This is a genomic window from Frankia sp. CeTa3Moorea (genome assembly GCF_978021225.1).
In genome coordinates this window covers 1-14,260 of sequence record NZ_CDXDOR010000034.1, presented here as the reverse complement: position 1 = coordinate 14,260, position 14,260 = coordinate 1, and the positions used below count along the sequence as shown (strand labels likewise).

16 protein-coding genes and 2 pseudogenes are annotated in these 14,260 nt (G+C 68.1%); 11 read left to right on the top strand and 7 right to left on the bottom strand.

Going from position 1 to position 14,260, the window contains the following annotated elements:
* Positions 1–167: 167 nt before the first annotated feature.
* From AC08OV_RS08875 to AC08OV_RS08865, 3 genes are all read left to right on the top strand, one after another.
* The gene (locus AC08OV_RS08875; RefSeq protein ID WP_476613035.1) at positions 168–2,936 is read left to right on the top strand and encodes a hypothetical protein; all 2,769 of its coding nucleotides are present in this window, start codon (positions 168–170) and stop codon (positions 2,934–2,936) included.
* 374 nt (positions 2,937–3,310) lie between these two features.
* Positions 3,311–5,041 carry an ATP-binding protein gene (locus AC08OV_RS08870; protein ID WP_476613036.1) on the top strand — a complete coding sequence of 577 codons (1,731 nt, stop codon included), beginning with the start codon at positions 3,311–3,313 and terminating at the stop codon, positions 5,039–5,041.
* 66 nt (positions 5,042–5,107) lie between these two features.
* Positions 5,108–5,257, top strand: a complete 150-nt coding sequence (locus tag AC08OV_RS08865; protein ID WP_476613037.1) for a hypothetical protein — start codon at positions 5,108–5,110, stop codon at positions 5,255–5,257.
* A 76-nt stretch (positions 5,258–5,333) separates the two neighbouring features.
* Here AC08OV_RS08865 and AC08OV_RS08860 read toward each other — a convergent pair whose 3' ends face one another.
* The gene (locus tag AC08OV_RS08860) at positions 5,334–6,224 is read right to left on the bottom strand and encodes a MerR family transcriptional regulator (RefSeq protein WP_476619530.1); all 891 of its coding nucleotides are present in this window, start codon (positions 6,222–6,224) and stop codon (positions 5,334–5,336) included.
* A gap of 115 nt (positions 6,225–6,339) precedes the next feature.
* Between AC08OV_RS08860 and AC08OV_RS08855 the strand changes: the two are divergent.
* Positions 6,340–6,438 (top strand): annotated as a pseudogene (locus AC08OV_RS08855) (HhH-GPD-type base excision DNA repair protein); the annotation flags it as partial.
* A gap of 46 nt (positions 6,439–6,484) precedes the next feature.
* Here AC08OV_RS08855 and AC08OV_RS08850 read toward each other — a convergent pair.
* The gene (locus tag AC08OV_RS08850; RefSeq protein ID WP_476613039.1) at positions 6,485–8,299 is read right to left on the bottom strand and encodes an ATP-binding protein; all 1,815 of its coding nucleotides are present in this window, start codon (positions 8,297–8,299) and stop codon (positions 6,485–6,487) included.
* Positions 8,300–8,512: 213 nt separating this feature from the next.
* Here AC08OV_RS08850 and AC08OV_RS08845 point away from each other — a divergent pair.
* Positions 8,513–8,608, top strand: a pseudogene (locus AC08OV_RS08845) (HhH-GPD-type base excision DNA repair protein); the annotation flags it as partial.
* Between the two features lie 90 nt (positions 8,609–8,698).
* Here the strand turns inward: AC08OV_RS08845 and AC08OV_RS08840 are convergent.
* Both AC08OV_RS08840 and AC08OV_RS08835 read right to left on the bottom strand, forming a co-directional pair.
* Entirely contained in the window at positions 8,699–9,106 is a 408-nt protein-coding gene (locus tag AC08OV_RS08840) for a type II toxin-antitoxin system VapC family toxin (protein ID WP_476613040.1), read from the bottom strand.
* Complete coding sequence (locus AC08OV_RS08835) at positions 9,097–9,366, bottom strand: FitA-like ribbon-helix-helix domain-containing protein (RefSeq protein ID WP_476613041.1); 270 nt, start codon at positions 9,364–9,366, stop codon at positions 9,097–9,099. The genes AC08OV_RS08840 and AC08OV_RS08835 overlap by 10 nt, the downstream gene beginning before the upstream one ends.
* Positions 9,367–9,759: 393 nt before the next feature.
* Between AC08OV_RS08835 and AC08OV_RS08830 the strand changes: the two genes are divergently transcribed.
* Positions 9,760–9,906, top strand: a complete 147-nt coding sequence (locus tag AC08OV_RS08830) for a hypothetical protein (RefSeq protein ID WP_476619529.1) — start codon at positions 9,760–9,762, stop codon at positions 9,904–9,906.
* 102 nt (positions 9,907–10,008) lie between these two features.
* Here AC08OV_RS08830 and AC08OV_RS08825 read toward each other — a convergent pair whose 3' ends face one another.
* Complete coding sequence (locus AC08OV_RS08825; RefSeq protein WP_476613043.1) at positions 10,009–10,485, bottom strand: MarR family winged helix-turn-helix transcriptional regulator; 477 nt, start codon at positions 10,483–10,485, stop codon at positions 10,009–10,011.
* An 89-nt stretch (positions 10,486–10,574) separates the two neighbouring features.
* On the opposite strand from AC08OV_RS08825, the gene AC08OV_RS08820 reads away from it, so the two are divergent.
* The 5 genes from AC08OV_RS08820 to AC08OV_RS08800 all read left to right on the top strand — a co-directional run bounded on the left by AC08OV_RS08820 (position 10,575) and on the right by AC08OV_RS08800 (position 13,108).
* Complete coding sequence (locus tag AC08OV_RS08820; protein WP_476613044.1) at positions 10,575–11,228, top strand: SDR family oxidoreductase; 654 nt, start codon at positions 10,575–10,577, stop codon at positions 11,226–11,228.
* On the top strand, positions 11,195–11,422 hold the full coding sequence (locus AC08OV_RS08815) for a hypothetical protein (protein ID WP_476619528.1): 228 nt from the start codon (positions 11,195–11,197) through the stop codon (positions 11,420–11,422). The genes AC08OV_RS08820 and AC08OV_RS08815 overlap by 34 nt, the downstream gene beginning before the upstream one ends.
* 379 nt (positions 11,423–11,801) lie before the next feature.
* Positions 11,802–11,939 carry a hypothetical protein gene (locus tag AC08OV_RS08810; protein ID WP_476613048.1) on the top strand — a complete coding sequence of 46 codons (138 nt, stop codon included), beginning with the start codon at positions 11,802–11,804 and terminating at the stop codon, positions 11,937–11,939.
* A 470-nt stretch (positions 11,940–12,409) separates the two neighbouring features.
* On the top strand, positions 12,410–12,655 hold the full coding sequence (locus tag AC08OV_RS08805; protein ID WP_462203318.1) for a FitA-like ribbon-helix-helix domain-containing protein: 246 nt from the start codon (positions 12,410–12,412) through the stop codon (positions 12,653–12,655).
* A gap of 18 nt (positions 12,656–12,673) precedes the next feature.
* A complete protein-coding gene (locus tag AC08OV_RS08800; protein WP_462187110.1) occupies positions 12,674–13,108 on the top strand; it encodes a type II toxin-antitoxin system VapC family toxin in 435 nt (144 codons plus the stop codon).
* A 4-nt stretch (positions 13,109–13,112) separates the two neighbouring features.
* Here the strand turns inward: AC08OV_RS08800 and AC08OV_RS08795 are convergent, their stop codons facing one another.
* Both AC08OV_RS08795 and AC08OV_RS08790 read right to left on the bottom strand, forming a co-directional pair.
* Entirely contained in the window at positions 13,113–13,307 is a 195-nt protein-coding gene (locus AC08OV_RS08795; protein WP_476613045.1) for a hypothetical protein, read from the bottom strand.
* Positions 13,308–13,346: 39 nt separating this feature from the next.
* Positions 13,347–13,505 (bottom strand): SDR family NAD(P)-dependent oxidoreductase, encoded by a 159-nt coding sequence (locus AC08OV_RS08790; protein ID WP_476613046.1) that lies wholly within the window; start codon positions 13,503–13,505, stop codon positions 13,347–13,349.
* Between the last annotated feature and the right edge of the window lie 755 nt (positions 13,506–14,260).

The window sequence follows — 14,260 nt, the reverse complement described above, 5'->3', positions numbered from 1 at the left end:
CGGATGTGGACGGCGCGGCACCGTTCGCCGAGGCGGGGCCCTCGGACAGGCCGCGCCGCTGGCGGAGGGGTGGCCACCGGAGCACCCGGCACCCCGTGTCTTCTCGTTGCCTGGCCGCTGCGACCGCTCGGCGGCTGATTCACCCAACTCTGGTAAACCTCTGGGCTATGACCGGACATGACGAGGTGACAGGGCTTGACGAGGTGCTCGGCGTCGGTGTCGACCGTTTCCTTCGCTCGGCCGAGGTCCGGGGCCAGGCCCTGCCGGCCGGGCCGGCCGTCACGACGGTCGCGGTCGTCCTGCTGCACAGGGACTCGCGGGTGCGGGCCGGGCTGCCGGAGATCACCGCGGCGCTGGCCAGGGAGATCCTGACCGGGAGCCTCGCGACGCTCGCGGCGCCGGCCCGGGACGACCTGGCAGTCTGCGCTCGCGTGCTGAAGGCTCTGGCGGACGAGCAGCACGCGGCTCGCCTGCTGAGCGCGAAGAAACTGGCGAAGCTCCACGCGGCTGTCGACGAGGCCACCGCGGACTACGAAGAGGCGCTCTTCGCGCCGGAACGGACGACCTGGGAGCGTTTCTACGCCCGGCTCATGCGTGACGAAGGCGTTGAGGTCACCGACGAGTCCGCCGTACGCGTCTGGCTCGCGCGTTACCGCGGGCGTCCCCTGGCGGACCGGAAGGCCGCCTTTCTCGCCGCGACGACCGCTCCCGACGAGACCGAGCCGACGAGGGCGGCGTCCACGCGGCACGCGCGCGCGGCAGTCGTCGGCCAGCTCTCCGAAACCGTGCGGTCCGGCGTGGAGCTTGGCGTCAGAGCCTTCTACCTGCCGTACCTCTATCAGGAGGACGGCACAGACGAGTCCGCGTTGGCGCGGATCGAGGCCTGGGTGGACCGCGTGATCGATGGTGTCACGGCGGCGGGGCTTAGCAAGGCCCTGCGGGAGGAGTTCCGCGATCTTGCGCCGTCGGAGGACATCCTGGTCGGCCCGATCGTGGCGGAGCTGAGCGACCGTCGGGAAGACTACGGCGGGTGCCTGCCGCCGGTCCTCGACCTGGCGCCGCTGGCGCCACGCGTGCCTGTTCCAGGCGTCAACGGTGGCGACACCGCGGATACAGCGGATACCGCGGCGCTCGTCCGCTCGGCTCCCCTGCTCTCGGCCGCGGCGGGCCTCGCCCGCTGGGTGGACAGGCGGGGCGGAGCCGGCGAGGCGGAGCTTGGCCGGCACCTCGGGGACACGGCTGCCCAGTTGGGTCTGCCGGAGTCGGTGATGGAGCGCGTCGCGCGGTTCGCCTGGACCGTCTCGATGCTTCGCGTCCAGGACGGCCGGGTGGCCGCGGGCGAGGCGTGGTCCATATGGCGGGAGGGCGACGCCGACGACCTGTTGAACCTCGCGGTGACGAGCTACGCGGCCGTGCGCACGATGGCCGCCGACCTGACCGGGGACGGTCACAGGCAGGCCGGCGACCAGGGCGTCCGCCAGCCGGCCGAAGGCGCCGAGCGGGGCGAGCGGGGCGAGCGTAAGCCGGACACGCCTGGTCTGGGCGAGGACGACGACCCGTTCCTCGCGTCGGACGAGGACGACGGTCCGTTCCTTGAACCCGACGAGTTCGCCTCGGACGAGGGCGACGAGCGGGTCGTCGACGGCGACGTCCCGGTCCTGCTCGAGCTGTTCGGCCAGCAGGGGACGGCCTCCGTCGCACGTCTGGCGGCTATCGGCCTGGACTGGGTCATCCGGCGTGCGCGGGAGCCGGTCCTTCCGGTACCGCCCGCGGGCCCGGAGGACCCGGGCGCGTCACCGGCCATGAGCATGCGGGCGTTGGACCCGCTTGCCCCGGGCGCGTACGCGCTGCCGGAGGACGACGAGCTGGACCGCCTGATCGGCCTGGACGAGCCGCTCGACGCCGACGAGCGCGTCGAGCTCGCACGGCAGGCGCGGCTGACGGCGCTTGTCGCCGACCGGATGGCGGGGCTGGGCCTCGTCTGCCGGGCCGGGGACACGATCATGCTGTCCAGGCTCGGCGAGCGGGTGATGGGCAGTCTCGCGAGCCAGGCCGGCTGGGACGTTCCGACGTTGAGCGAGGTAGCCGCCGCCGAGCCGGCGGTGATGGCCCGATGGCTCGGGACCTGGCCGGCCTGGGCACGGGTGGCCGGCCTGCTGCTGTGGGCCGGTGCGGGGGATCTTGAGCGTCGCTGGCTTGACCTGTTCGCGGCGTGCGCGGCGAGCCCCGGGCAGCACCAGACCGTCTTCGAGCTGCTGGGGGTCGACACCAACAGGTGGGCGCGGCAGCGGCTCGCCCCCGGCATGCCTTACCAGGCGGCGCCGGACGACGCGCTCCCGTCGCCGCTGCCCGGCCCCGGCGCCGAGGAGCATCTGCTGGCGGCGTTGCGGGAGGCCGTCGCGGACCCCACGATCGGCGCCTATGCGCTGGCGGCGTGGCGGTCGAGGGGAGGCCAGGGTGAGGTGGAGCCACCGCCTCGTGCCCGCGCGGTCCTGCTGAGTGATCGGCTTGTCAGCCTCCAGCTGACCGCGTTCTGGTCGACACTGTTGGCCGACGAGATGCCGTCCGGCCCCGACGGGCCGTCCGAGGCCGACGGGCGGGTCGGCGCGGGGGACGACCCGCTGGAGCGCGCGATGCTCGCGGCCTTCGACGAGGAGGCCGCGGGGTGGCCGGGCGGAGGCGCGGCGCTGGTGGGAATGCTGCGTGACGTTTCGCCCGGGCGGTCCGCGGCGCTGGTCGGCCTGGCGACCATTGCCAGGCATCGGCCGGACGCGGTCGCCCAGCCCGGCCGGCAGGCGGCCGAGCCGGCCTCGCGGCCCGAGGATGCTCCGGCGCGCCCGAGGCCGTCGGTGGGCGGACGTATGCCGTCTCGGCGGGACGTCGCCCGCCGCCGCGCACGGGCCAACGGATCCAGGAGCAGGAAAGGCCGCGGCTGAGACGCCCGCCTTCTCGCTACTCACCTGGCTCCGGTGGCCGCCGCGCCGCGGTCGGCTACGGTGATGTCGTCGGACTGCATCTGAGCCAGATCGCCGAAGCGGACGAGCTGCTGACCAACGATCCGCTGGCGCTGTTGATCGGGATGGTGCTGGACCAGCGGGTATCGGAAAGAACGAGCGGGATGGGGTCGTAGGCCCCGCACCCGAGCCGTGATGCCCCGCAGGGACGGCCGTCATCAGACTCCGATGCCCCCACCGCCATGCCGACGCCCACCCGGGTCCAGCGTCGGGCTCATGGTAGTCAGTCATGGTAGTCAGCCTGAGCGGTACCATGATGGCATCCTGATGCGTCGAAGGCATCCTGATGGGGAGTCATGGACCGCGAGACAGTGGCCCGTACACTCGGTGACCTGGCTCGGCTCGGCAACGACAACTATCGGTTCGAGATCAAGAAGGCCAGGGGCGGCATGCCCCAGTCGTTGCACGAGACGATCAGCGCATTCGCGAACGGTGAGGGCGGGACGGTCCTTCTCGGCGTGGACGAGAAGGCGTCGTTCGCGGTCTCGGGACTGGTGGATCCGGAGTCAATTCGGGATAGCTTCGTCACGTTGTGTCGCGCTATGGACCCAACGGTCGCACCGTTGGTCGACATCGTGGACATGGGTGGCTCGAAGGTTCTCTATGCCTATGTACCGCCGATTCCACGGGACCGTCGGCCCTGCCACCTGGCGCGGCTTGCCCCGTGGGACGCATCCTTCATCCGCATGTCGGACGGCGACCGAAAGCTATCGGCATACGAGGTCCAGCTCCTCCTCGAGAACCGGGCCCCGGCACGGCATGATGCCTCCGTCGTGCCGGAGGCAACACAGGATGATCTCGACTCGCAACGGCTACGTGCCTTTATCGCCCGGGTCCGGGAGCAACGGAGTGTGTTCGGGGAAAAGTCTGACGCGGAGGTCCTGCGCCTTCTGAACGTGTTCCGGGAGACCGACGACGGTCCTCGGCCCACACTCGCCGGCCTACTGGCATTCGGAGTTTATCCGCAGCAGTACTTCCCGCAACTGAACGCCACGGTGGTGGTCTTCCCGACGCCTGATCCTGCCCGGCCGGGGCCGCGTGGGGAGCGGTTCCTGGACAACCGTTCCGTAGACGGTCCGATACCTGTGATCGTGCGCGATGTCATAGGAATCCTGAAACGGCACATGAAGCAGCGCGGAATTATCGCCGGAATGTTTCGTGTTGATGAATGGGAGTATCCCGAGGAGGTGCTCCGAGAAACCCTGGTGAACAGCCTGGTGCACCGTGACTACTCGCCGTCAGCCCAGGGTGCTCAGATTCAGGTAGAGCTCTACCCTGACCGGCTGCAGATCCGGAACCCGGGCGGGCTCTTTGGACCAGTGAGCCTACGAGAGCTTGGACTCGGCACAGTGCCACCGTCATCACGCAATTCTGTCCTGCTCAAGATCCTGGAGGACACCCCGCTCGATCCAGGCCGGACAGTGTGCGAGAACCGAGGCACCGGCATCGCGCGCGTCCGTGCGGCGCTCGCCGAGGCGGGCATGGAGCCGCCGGTCTTCGAGGACGACATCGCGGCCTTCACCGTGACGATTCCCAACCACGCGCTGCTCGACGAGGAGACCAGGGACTGGTTGTCCACGCTGAACATCGCCGGGCTCACGGGTGCGCAGCTCACCGCGCTGGCGCTCACTCGCCGCGGGGAGACCTTGACCAACGTCAGCTACCGGGGTGCGACCGGCGTCGCGGACAGTCGAACGGCGACCATGCAACTCAAAGAACTGCGCGCCCGCGGCTTGCTGGTGCAGGAAGGAGACCGGGGAAGCGCCACCTACCGGCTGAGTCCCCACGCCGGCCGGGCAACGAAGCAGCTTGACCGCGGACGGACACGGAATGACCTTGTGTTGGCTGTGTTGACCAGCACACCGGCCAGCCGCGTCGACATTGCCCGCCGGGCCGGCCTTACCGACGAGCAGGCCCGCCAGACGCTTGCGCGGCTGCGTCGGATCGGGCAGGCCGAGCTGATAGGGGCGCCCCGATCTCGGAACGCGTTGTGGCGACTAGCCGTACCACCAGACCGCGACGGTTAGTCGGCACGTCGATCAGCAGGTCGTCCGCGTCTCACGCGACCGCCCCGGTGTTGAACTGGCACTGCCATGGCCACCCCAGCCAGCGGTGACGACCGCATCGGCCAGCTCACGAGGGTCGAACACAACGGGCGGCTGGGGCGACTCGCCGCTCTCGGCGCCAACGTCGACCTCGCCGAAGACCTCCTATCCCTACGGGTGGCAGCGCTCGGGTGGTAGTCGTCAGCGCTCATCTTCGCCCGAGCGCCTGCCTTGGGGCGGACGCTCGGGCGGAGGAGCCGCGAGGGTCCGGGCGTCAGGCGTGGGCGCGCAGGGCTCGGGCGTACCACTCCCAGGTGCCGATGATGTCGTTGGGGGCCTGGTTGGGGGCCCAGCCGTTGATGATGCCGACGAGGGTCCAGTAGCGGCCGACGCGGCGGTCGGTGAAGGCTTCTATGCGGTCGGCCACGTGCGTGCGGTCTTCCGACGGGGTCGGGCCGAGGGCTTCGAGACGCTCGACCACGGTCAGGGCCTCAGGGGAGGCGGGGTCGACCCCGGCCCGGGCGGCGGGACCGGCGAGTTCGCCGACAGCCTTGCCGACCTCGAACTGCGCCACGTCCGGTTCTGGCCCTTCGGCGCGGGCTCGTTCGGCCATCCGGCGGCTGGTGGCGATGAAGTCGGGATCGCGCAGCAGTTCGACGATCTCCACCCAGGCTGCGACCTGCTCCGGGGTCGGGTCCTCGGGCAGCTCGGGTGCGCCCATGGCCAGCTTGTCGGCGACAGCGCTGGGGTTGTCGCCGAAGACAGCGTCGAGGTAGTCGTCGATGATCCGCCGACGTTGTTCGGTCGTCAGGTTGGTCAGGTCGGTCATACGTTGGAGCTCCTCGGGGTCGGTGGATCCGATGAAGGCGCGCAGTACCGCGCGCTGCAGTCGCAGCACGCGAATCTGGGCGTCGAGGGCGTGTACGTGCTCGGCGGCCACCTCATCCAGCGACGTTTCGGCGCTGAGCACCCGCTTGATGTCGTCCAGGCCGACGCCGAGCTCGCGCAGGGTGCGGATGAGCCGCGCCCGGGCCACGGCGTCGGGCCCGAACAGCCGGTATCCCGCCGTCGTGCGTCCCTGCTCGGGCAGCACTCCGGCGTCGGCGTAGAACCGCAACGTCCGTACCGAGAGCCCGGTGCTCACCGCAAGCTGGCCGATCATCATGGAACCGATCATTGAGCCTCCACCAACTGGAGAGTCAACCGCCTCAACTGGCCTACGGCCCGCGCCGACGCCGACGCCGACGCCGACGAGCAGCTTGGTCGCCTACGGTTGTGTGGTGGGACTGCATCTGGGTCAGATCGCCAAGGCCGACGAGCTGCCGACCAACGATCCGTTGGCACTGTTGATTGGCATGGTGCTAGACCAACAGAGTCCGGAGAGAACGAACATGTCGCTCGCGACCACGAAGTGTCCCCTGGTACTCAGGCCGGCGTGCTCGTGAGCCGGTACGCGGCGTTCGGGTCGCTGTAGGCCGCTGTTGTTCTGACGACCAGGCCGTCGGAGATCAGCTTGGTCAGCGCATAGCTGGCCTGTCGGTCGGTCAGGGAAAGGCGGACGGCGATCTCCGCGCGGGTCAGGGGCGACTCGACGGCCAGGAGTTCCAGAACCCGCTGTTTCCGCAGATTAGGCTCATGGGCCTCCTGACTATGAGCGGTCCTCGCGGATTCGTGTCGCGGCAGGCGCTCGGGGGTCTCGGAGAAAAGTGTCGGATTTGAGTCCTCGGCCGCGTCGTCCAGGACGTACCGTGCCCATCTGCGCTGGTTGACCATTTTGACCAAACCGCGGTGGACAAGATCCCCCAGCTCACGGCGGGCGATTTTGCTGTCTACCGACAGTTCGATCCTGTACTCGTCGCTCGTCAGTGCTCGGCCGGTCCGAAGTATCGCGAGCGCCATCTCCTGCGTCGGGGAGATGCCCGGTTGAACCAGCGAGTACAGCCAGGCCCGTGTACCTTCGTCGAGCAAGGTCCTATTCGGTAGGATGACTCGAAAATCGCTTATTCGATCCCTGAACTCGGGAGGCACGAGACCAGCTTCCCGCAGGCTACTGAGTACGTTGGGGATACCTGTCGCTCGCCCCTCGCACAGGGCCCTTCGATCTCGGTGAAAACGGACGTTCTCAAGAATATCGACGAGCGCCCGATTACGTGCGGATGCGATGTTGTCATCTCCCAGCCGGTCTATCGTTACTGGCCCGAACAGCCCACCCGGTGAGATCACTTCAAGGCGATCGGGGTACATCTCGACCTGGATGCGTGTCCCCCTGGACATCGGACTGTAGTCACGGTGGGCGACGGCGTTGACCAAGATCTCCCGTAGGGCCTCCGGCGGATACTCCCAGCGGTCTTCTCGGCCAATTCCTTCCACCATCCCGCGCCTGCTCATACGGGCGAGCAGGACGGCAAAAACCTCCTCGAGGAGGATCGGGGCCGGCCCTTCCAGAATCTTGTCGTCCAGGAATCGTTGGCCGTCTGGACCGGGCTCTCCCTTGCGTTTCGTTGGGTAAACGGTCACCGTAACCGCGCATCCGCGCAACGCATCGAAACTTTGCGGATCATGGCCGAGCGCGAGGAGCCCGCCCAGCGATGGCACAAGCTGCTGGGTATCTAGCGCGCTCTTGACCAGCACGCCGCACCGATGGAGCAGATCATCGTCGTCCCGGCGTGCCAACGTCGGTCGGGACCGGCGAAGCTCCCGCAGAAAATCCGTGACGAGTTCGTCGTCCAGATCGACTCGTCTGGCTTCTTCGACGGGCTCCCGATCAAACGTCGGCTGGCCCCGGTTGATCAATAATTGGCTCACCTCGTACGACGAGAGCCGATGATCTCCATCCGAGATGCGGATATATGAACCGTTTGGCTGCCCCTTGCTCCGCAGGTAACAGGGCTTGTCTGCTGCGTCGAGCTCCGGCACCTCGGTGACGACAAGGGTCCTGTCCTCGAACTGCGGCAGGCTGATCAGCGGCACGAGGGGTGGATGGAGGGCATCTCGACACAGTCCCGCGATGTCGGCGGAAAGCTTCGCGGCGTACTCGCAACCGGTGGTCGCGAACCCGCGTCCCTCGTCGAGGCCTAAGATCAGCGTGCCTCCGCCTGGAGTGTTTGCGAATGCGCACAGGGTCTGTGCGGTCTCATTGGGCAGTTTGTCGGTTGACGCCAGCTTGACCTCAAGTCCTGCGTCGTCGCGACCGATCCGGCGAAGCGCGGCAACCAACTCGGCCAGTTCTGCTGCCTGCATGTGTCAGCCTCCCAGTGAGCCTGACATAGCCTAGCATGATGTTGTGAGGCTGTAGGAGCCTTGTTAGGCTGTGTCAGGTACCCCGCATCCAGGCCCTGGGTGCAGGCGCCGGACCGGCTCTGCGTCCGCCTGTGGTTGGCGTTGGGGCGGCGGCTAGTGCCCATGACGTGCACGATCGACGGGGTCTGGCTTGCCGCCAAGGAGGTATCGGCCATGGGCCTGCACCTGAGCCAGATCGACGAGGCGGACGAGCTGCTGACGAACGACCCGTTGGCGCTGCTGATCGGAATGGTCCTGGACCAGCCAGTATCGGAACCATGGAGTGGGATAGTGGGATTGGGTGGTCCGCGTATTCCTGGTGACGTATCGTTAGGGCACGGGCTCCCGAAGGATGACGACCTATGTGATCAGTTCGATGGCGCAGCGGGGGCCAGCCGCGGCGGCGTACTTGGCGTCGCAGGTGAGAAGGACGGCGTTGATCTTTTCAGCCAGTGCGACGTAACCGGCGTCGTAGGCGGTCATGTTTTGTCGAAGTTCCCAGACGCGTTGGGCGGTCGGCCCGCCGAGCAGTTCGCGACGGATCGGTAGACGGATCAGGTTGGTGAGGAGATTCGGGGCGTGCTCGGCGAGACCGCTTGTACGTCTGGCCAGGCTGCGGAGTGCCGAGATAACCTCGATGTCCAGGTGAGCGGGGGCGTAGGAGGTGTCGCCGCCGGCCATCCGATCCCTCGCCGCCTTGCGTCGAGGGCTGTCGTCTCCCGCGAGTAGATCGACGATCACGGATGCGTCGACGACGATCAGCCCCACCGCGCCTCCTCCGCATCACGGACCGCGCGTACGGCGGCGACCGCGTCGTCCGTGGTAAGCCCTACGGAGGCGCGAGTGTTGTCGATGTCGACGAGCACCTCGTCCATGGTCGGGGTAGTCGCCTCGCGGCTGAGTACGTCGAGCACATAGGCGTTCAGCGACTGCCGGCGTGCTTTCGCCCGTGCGGCCAGAGTGGCGCGCACCCGAGCCGGGAGCGCCCGGATGGTGAGGTTGGTCGTGATCTCTTCAGCAGTAGTCATGACGTCATTCTAACGTTGAAATCACGTTCCAATGACGTCAAAGGGCGATCATGCGCGCAACATGCGTCGCTACCAGCGATGTGGCCGTCGCGACGTCGTCGGCTACGGTTGTCCCCGCCGGGGGACCCACCAGATCGCGAAGCGATCTGGTGGGAGTACGGGACTTCGTGCATCGTGCCTGTGAGAGCGCCTGCGACGTCGGAGTCCTGTTCAGCCGTGATACGGACCTCGTGCCTGCCCTTGAAGCCCGCAGGCGCGGGTTGGACGACACCAGCGGCACGCCGGCCGTGCCGGGGACCGTCAGTCCAGGGCAGGTAGGGCAGGTCCAGGCGCCCGCGTCAGCCCTCGAGGCGGTACGAGCCGTGGTAAGGCATCCTGAACGATCCGGCTACCGTGAACCGCGTGAGCCTGCATCTGGGCCAGATCGCCGAGGCAGACGACCTGCTGACCAGCGATCCGTTGGCGCTGCTGATCGGGATGGTTCTGGACCAGCGGGTGTCGGAAAGAACGAGCGGGACGGGCGGCTCCATGCCCGTCTGACCGCGTGGGGCCTGGCTCCGGCCCGCGACTGCCGGAGCCAGAGATCACAGCGGCGACCGTGTCAGCTTCTCGGCGCGCACCGCGGGCATTGTGGTGTCGTACTCAACTCGGGTCGGAGGCGCCCTCACCGGCGGCGCGTTCGTAGGCGCGCAGGGTGCTGACGACCAGGTGGCGTTCGGCCGGGGTCAGCGGTTGGAGCGCCTCCCGCCAGGCGCGGGTGCCCGGGCCGAGCCATCCCTCGATCACGGGGCGGCCCGTGACGGTGATACTGACGATCCGGCGTCGGCGATCGCCGGGATCCTCGTGCCTCTCGACGATCTTGGCGTGGTCCAGGTCGGCGACCATCAGGCTGACGGTCGTGGGCGCGACCTCCAGCCGCGTGGCCAGTGCGTTGACGGTGGTGGGGCCGTCAAGCAGCAGGTAAGAGAGCAGGGACAGGTGCCGTGGGCCGAGCGCCAGGCCGGCGAGCTCGGCGGGCGGCGGCGTCCGTTTCGCCCGCCCGACCAGCCGCGGCATCAGTAGCAACAGCGCGCGGACAGCCTGGTCCACATCGAGCTCGTCCTCGCTCCGGCTTGACATGGCCCTCCTCGCCTCCCTTACCTTTGCAATCAAAGATGCTTTGCATCCAAAGGTAATCTCAGATGTCGCACCTGCGTGATCGGAGAGTCATGACCACCCTTGTCACAGGCGCCAGCGGGAACATCGGGTCGTGTCTGGTTGCCACGCTGGCCGGGTCGAGCCACCCAGTTCGTGGCTCGTCCCGTGATGCGACGACCCTACGGCTGCCCGCCGGCGTCGAGCTGGCCGAACTCGACCTTGCCGACCCCGGGCCGTCGGCGGCGAAGGTGCTGCGAGGGGTCGAGACCGTCTTCCTCTATCCGGTGATCGGTACTGTCGAGGCCTTCGTGGCGGCGGCCGTGGACGCGGGCGTGCAGTACGTGGTGTTGCTGTCCTCGCCGGCGGCCTACGAGGTCGGGGAGTTCGACCGGCCCATCGGGCAAATTCACCGCGGGATCGAGCGGGCCGTGGCCGAGTCGGGTCTCTCGCACACGGTGCTCTACCCGAGCTGGCTCGCGACCAATACCCGGCGCGACTGGGCAGATCAGATCCAGACCAGCGGACGGGTCGCGATGGCGTTCGCGGACGCCCTGTCACGCCGATCCATCCCGACGACATTGCCGAGGTCGCCGCCCACCTCCTTACCCAGGAGACCTTCCGTTCCCGGATGCAGATCCTCACGGGACCGGAGCCGATGCGCCTGCGGGACGCGGTCGCGATCATCGGCGACGTGCTCGGTGCCGACGTCACCGTCGAGGACGTGACCCGGGAGGAGGCACTGGACCTCGACCAGGGCCGAATTCCCCGTCCGATCCTGGCAACGCTGCTCGACGTGGCCGCGGCGACCATCGGCCAGACCGCCCCCGTCACCAACACGGTCGAGTGGATCACCGGTCACCGGGCCCGGTCGCTGCGCTCCTGGCTCGAAGCCCACCGGAGCGCCTTCCAGCGCGGCTGACCCCTGCCTCGGGCCGAACTGCCCTGTTCGCCGTCGTGCGTCTGGGTCTGTCCGTGTCGACATTGTCGCGGGCGGGATGTCATGTCATCGGCGGATGGGTTGCTGCTCCGAGACGGTTCGGGTGTCCGGGCCGGGTGGCGGCACTGGCGCCGTGACGGGCGCTGGCGGCGGGGCATGATCGCGAAGGTGCTGACGGATCTGGCGGTGAGCTTGGCGCTCGGTGGGGCTGCCTTGCCGACATCGCGCTGCTGCGCGGGCGCCCGCCCAGCGATGCGCTCACGTAGCCGTTCGGTCAGCGACTCACGATAGTACGGACGACGTCGACCGCGCTGTGCTGGCCAGCGGATCGACGGCTGGGCCTGTGGCTATCGTGATGACGGTGGGACTTCACTTGAGCCAGATCGACGAGGCTGACGAGCTGCTGACGAACGACCCGTTGGCGCGGCTCATTGGGATAGTGCTGGACCAGCCGGTCTCGGAAACATGGAGTGGGATGGAACGGTCCGCGTCCGCCTGATCGCGGGCTGTCCACATTGCGGGTCCGGTCGTCCGGGTCGGTCGTCCACCCGTTCGCCATGCGGACAGGGTTCCCGTCGGGACGCGGGGGACGGAGGAAGCGGGGTCAAAGCCGCGAATGCCAGTCCGATGACGAAGCCTGCGACTTCCTCCAGCTGACGCGCGCGTTCCAATGATCACAGCACCGCTGATAGCCCTATCTGCCCCTACCGGTTCGACGACAACACCAGCAACGACTATCACCGCCTCGTCCTGCACCACGTGGCTGCCGGCAGCTATCCCGTCCTCGCGCACGTCGAAGGCGGTCACACCGACCCGCTGCCCACCTTCCCGATCGGCGTGTCGACCACCGTCGACGGAACCGACCTGATATTCGAACAGCCAGCAGTAGCCGCATGACTATCTGACCGGCGGCGCGACGGTGCCGCCGGAGTCCGCCCGTGCTAGCATTGCTATCAGGAGGTGGTCCCGATGGCTGCGGTCAGCATCCGAGACCTCGATGACGGTGTGCGGGAGCGACTGCGCATACGTGCGGCGCACCACGGCCGTTCGATGGAGGCCGAGATCCGTGCGATCCTCACCGAGGCGGTCAGCGAGCCCGAGGACGCTGCCGGTTTCGCTCAGACCCTGCTCGCCCGGTTCGGCGCGCTTGGTGGCGTCGACCTCCAGCTGCCAGCGCGGACACAGGCACCGCGGGCGGCGGACCTGTTCACGTGACCGGGTGCCACCCTCAGAATGATCGTTCTCGATACCAATGTCATCTCCGAGCTCATGCGCGCAGTACCAGCAGACCGCGTCGTAAGGTGGGTAACCAGCCGACCCGGTGACGCCTTGAACACGACCTCGATAAGCGTGGCCGAGGTCCGTTACGGCATTGTCCGACTGCCATCTGGCCGCCGCCGCGAGTTGCTGATGGCAGCCGCGGACGATGTCTTCTCGGCGTTCCAGGACAGAGTCCTGCCCTTCGACGTCACGGCGGCCCGCCACTACGCCAGCCTCGTGGTCGAGCGTGAACAAGCCGGGACTCCGATCAGCGGCTTCGACGCCCAGATCGCGGCTATCTGTCGATCCCGCATTGCCGTCCTGGCTACCCGCAACACCAGCGACTTCACCGGCCTGGGCTTGGAGCTGGTCAACCCCTGGGAGGCCGATGTACTGCCCGCCGAGTAGACCATCACCCGGCGTCGCCCATGGCCAGCGGCACTACGAGGATCTGTGGTCTCTGCCGCCGCGTCGGTGGACGGGCGCTACGACGTCCTGGCGGTGCCGAGCGCTGTGTCCGTGCCGCTGTCTCCCAGCCGCCGATGTCGGCGCGCACCGCGTCGAGATGGCTGAGCGCGGCGTCGACCCCCTGGTCGGTGCTGAACATCCGGCGCGTCGGGTCGAACAGGCCGGTGCGGATCGACGATCAGCACGTTGACACCGAACGGGCGGACCTCGTCGGCCAGACCCTCCGACCAGCCCTCAGGGCGAACTTCGTCGCGCTGTACGCCGAGAACCCTGCGAACGACATCTGGCCGCCCAGATTGCTCAGCTGGACGATCGCGCCGCGGCGCTGCTGGCGCATCTGCGGCAATACCGCCTGGGTGAGCGCGACCGCGGCGGCCAGGCTGCCGCCAGGCGCTCGGCTACGGTTGTGCCGTGGGACTGCACCTGAGTCAGATCGACGAGGCCGACGAACTGCTGACCAAGGACCCGTTGGCGCTCCTCATCGCCATGGTTCTCGACCAGCGGGTGTCGGAAGGATGGAGTAGAAGGGGGCGAGGTCGGCCTGGCCGCAGATCGTCACGGTTGGGCTCGTAGCCTGAGTTGGACGGCCCACTCCCTGCGTGTGCTCCGGTCCGGCCCCTCGTGTGGCTGCGGTGCCACGCGGAACGCGCAGCCACACCACATTGCACTTCACCTGCCGCGGGACCGGGTATCGAGACCGGCCGCTGGACAGCTACCTGCCGCTCGCCTCCCTCACGAAGCGGACCGTCGGCACCATGAGGTGCGCGGCTACGGTTTGCGTCCGCCCGCGACTCGGGAGTCGCCGCAGCACGGCGCCCCGAGAAAGCCGCCGCCCCGCCCCGACGCCCTGATCCAACCGGGCGTCGCAGCCGTGGTTGCCAGCCGGCGGCCGATCGAGGATGTCACGGCCGGCCTCCTCGCCGTCCGCTTCTACCAGGAGCACTCGGCCGATGCCGTGTCCCGCAGAGGCGATCACCTGGGCGCAGCGGCGGCTACGTACCCGCCGCGTCAACTCCCGCCAGCTTCGTTCCGAATCTTGTCGTGGCTTTCAGACCGAACTTACGGCCGTCGATCAAGGATTCGGGGATCTGA

What these genes read in the sequence shown, in the direction of transcription:
- AC08OV_RS08875 (WP_476613035.1), top strand. Translation starts at nt 168, where the DNA reads ATGACCGGACATGACGAGGTGACAGGGCTTGACGAGGTGCTCGGCGTC.
- AC08OV_RS08870 (WP_476613036.1), top strand. Translation starts at nt 3,311, where the DNA reads ATGGACCGCGAGACAGTGGCCCGTACACTCGGTGACCTGGCTCGGCTC.
- AC08OV_RS08865 (WP_476613037.1), top strand. Translation starts at nt 5,108, where the DNA reads ATGGCCACCCCAGCCAGCGGTGACGACCGCATCGGCCAGCTCACGAGG.
- AC08OV_RS08860 (WP_476619530.1), bottom strand. Translation starts at nt 6,224, where the DNA reads ATGATGATCGGCCAGCTTGCGGTGAGCACCGGGCTCTCGGTACGGACG.
- AC08OV_RS08850 (WP_476613039.1), bottom strand. Translation starts at nt 8,299, where the DNA reads ATGCAGGCAGCAGAACTGGCCGAGTTGGTTGCCGCGCTTCGCCGGATC.
- AC08OV_RS08835 (WP_476613041.1), bottom strand. Translation starts at nt 9,366, where the DNA reads ATGACTACTGCTGAAGAGATCACGACCAACCTCACCATCCGGGCGCTC.
- AC08OV_RS08825 (WP_476613043.1), bottom strand. Translation starts at nt 10,485, where the DNA reads ATGTCAAGCCGGAGCGAGGACGAGCTCGATGTGGACCAGGCTGTCCGC.
- AC08OV_RS08820 (WP_476613044.1), top strand. Translation starts at nt 10,575, where the DNA reads ATGACCACCCTTGTCACAGGCGCCAGCGGGAACATCGGGTCGTGTCTG.
- AC08OV_RS08805 (WP_462203318.1), top strand. Translation starts at nt 12,410, where the DNA reads ATGGCTGCGGTCAGCATCCGAGACCTCGATGACGGTGTGCGGGAGCGA.
- AC08OV_RS08800 (WP_462187110.1), top strand. Translation starts at nt 12,674, where the DNA reads ATGATCGTTCTCGATACCAATGTCATCTCCGAGCTCATGCGCGCAGTA.
- AC08OV_RS08795 (WP_476613045.1), bottom strand. Translation starts at nt 13,307, where the DNA reads ATGTTCAGCACCGACCAGGGGGTCGACGCCGCGCTCAGCCATCTCGAC.
- AC08OV_RS08790 (WP_476613046.1), bottom strand. Translation starts at nt 13,505, where the DNA reads ATGCGCCAGCAGCGCCGCGGCGCGATCGTCCAGCTGAGCAATCTGGGC.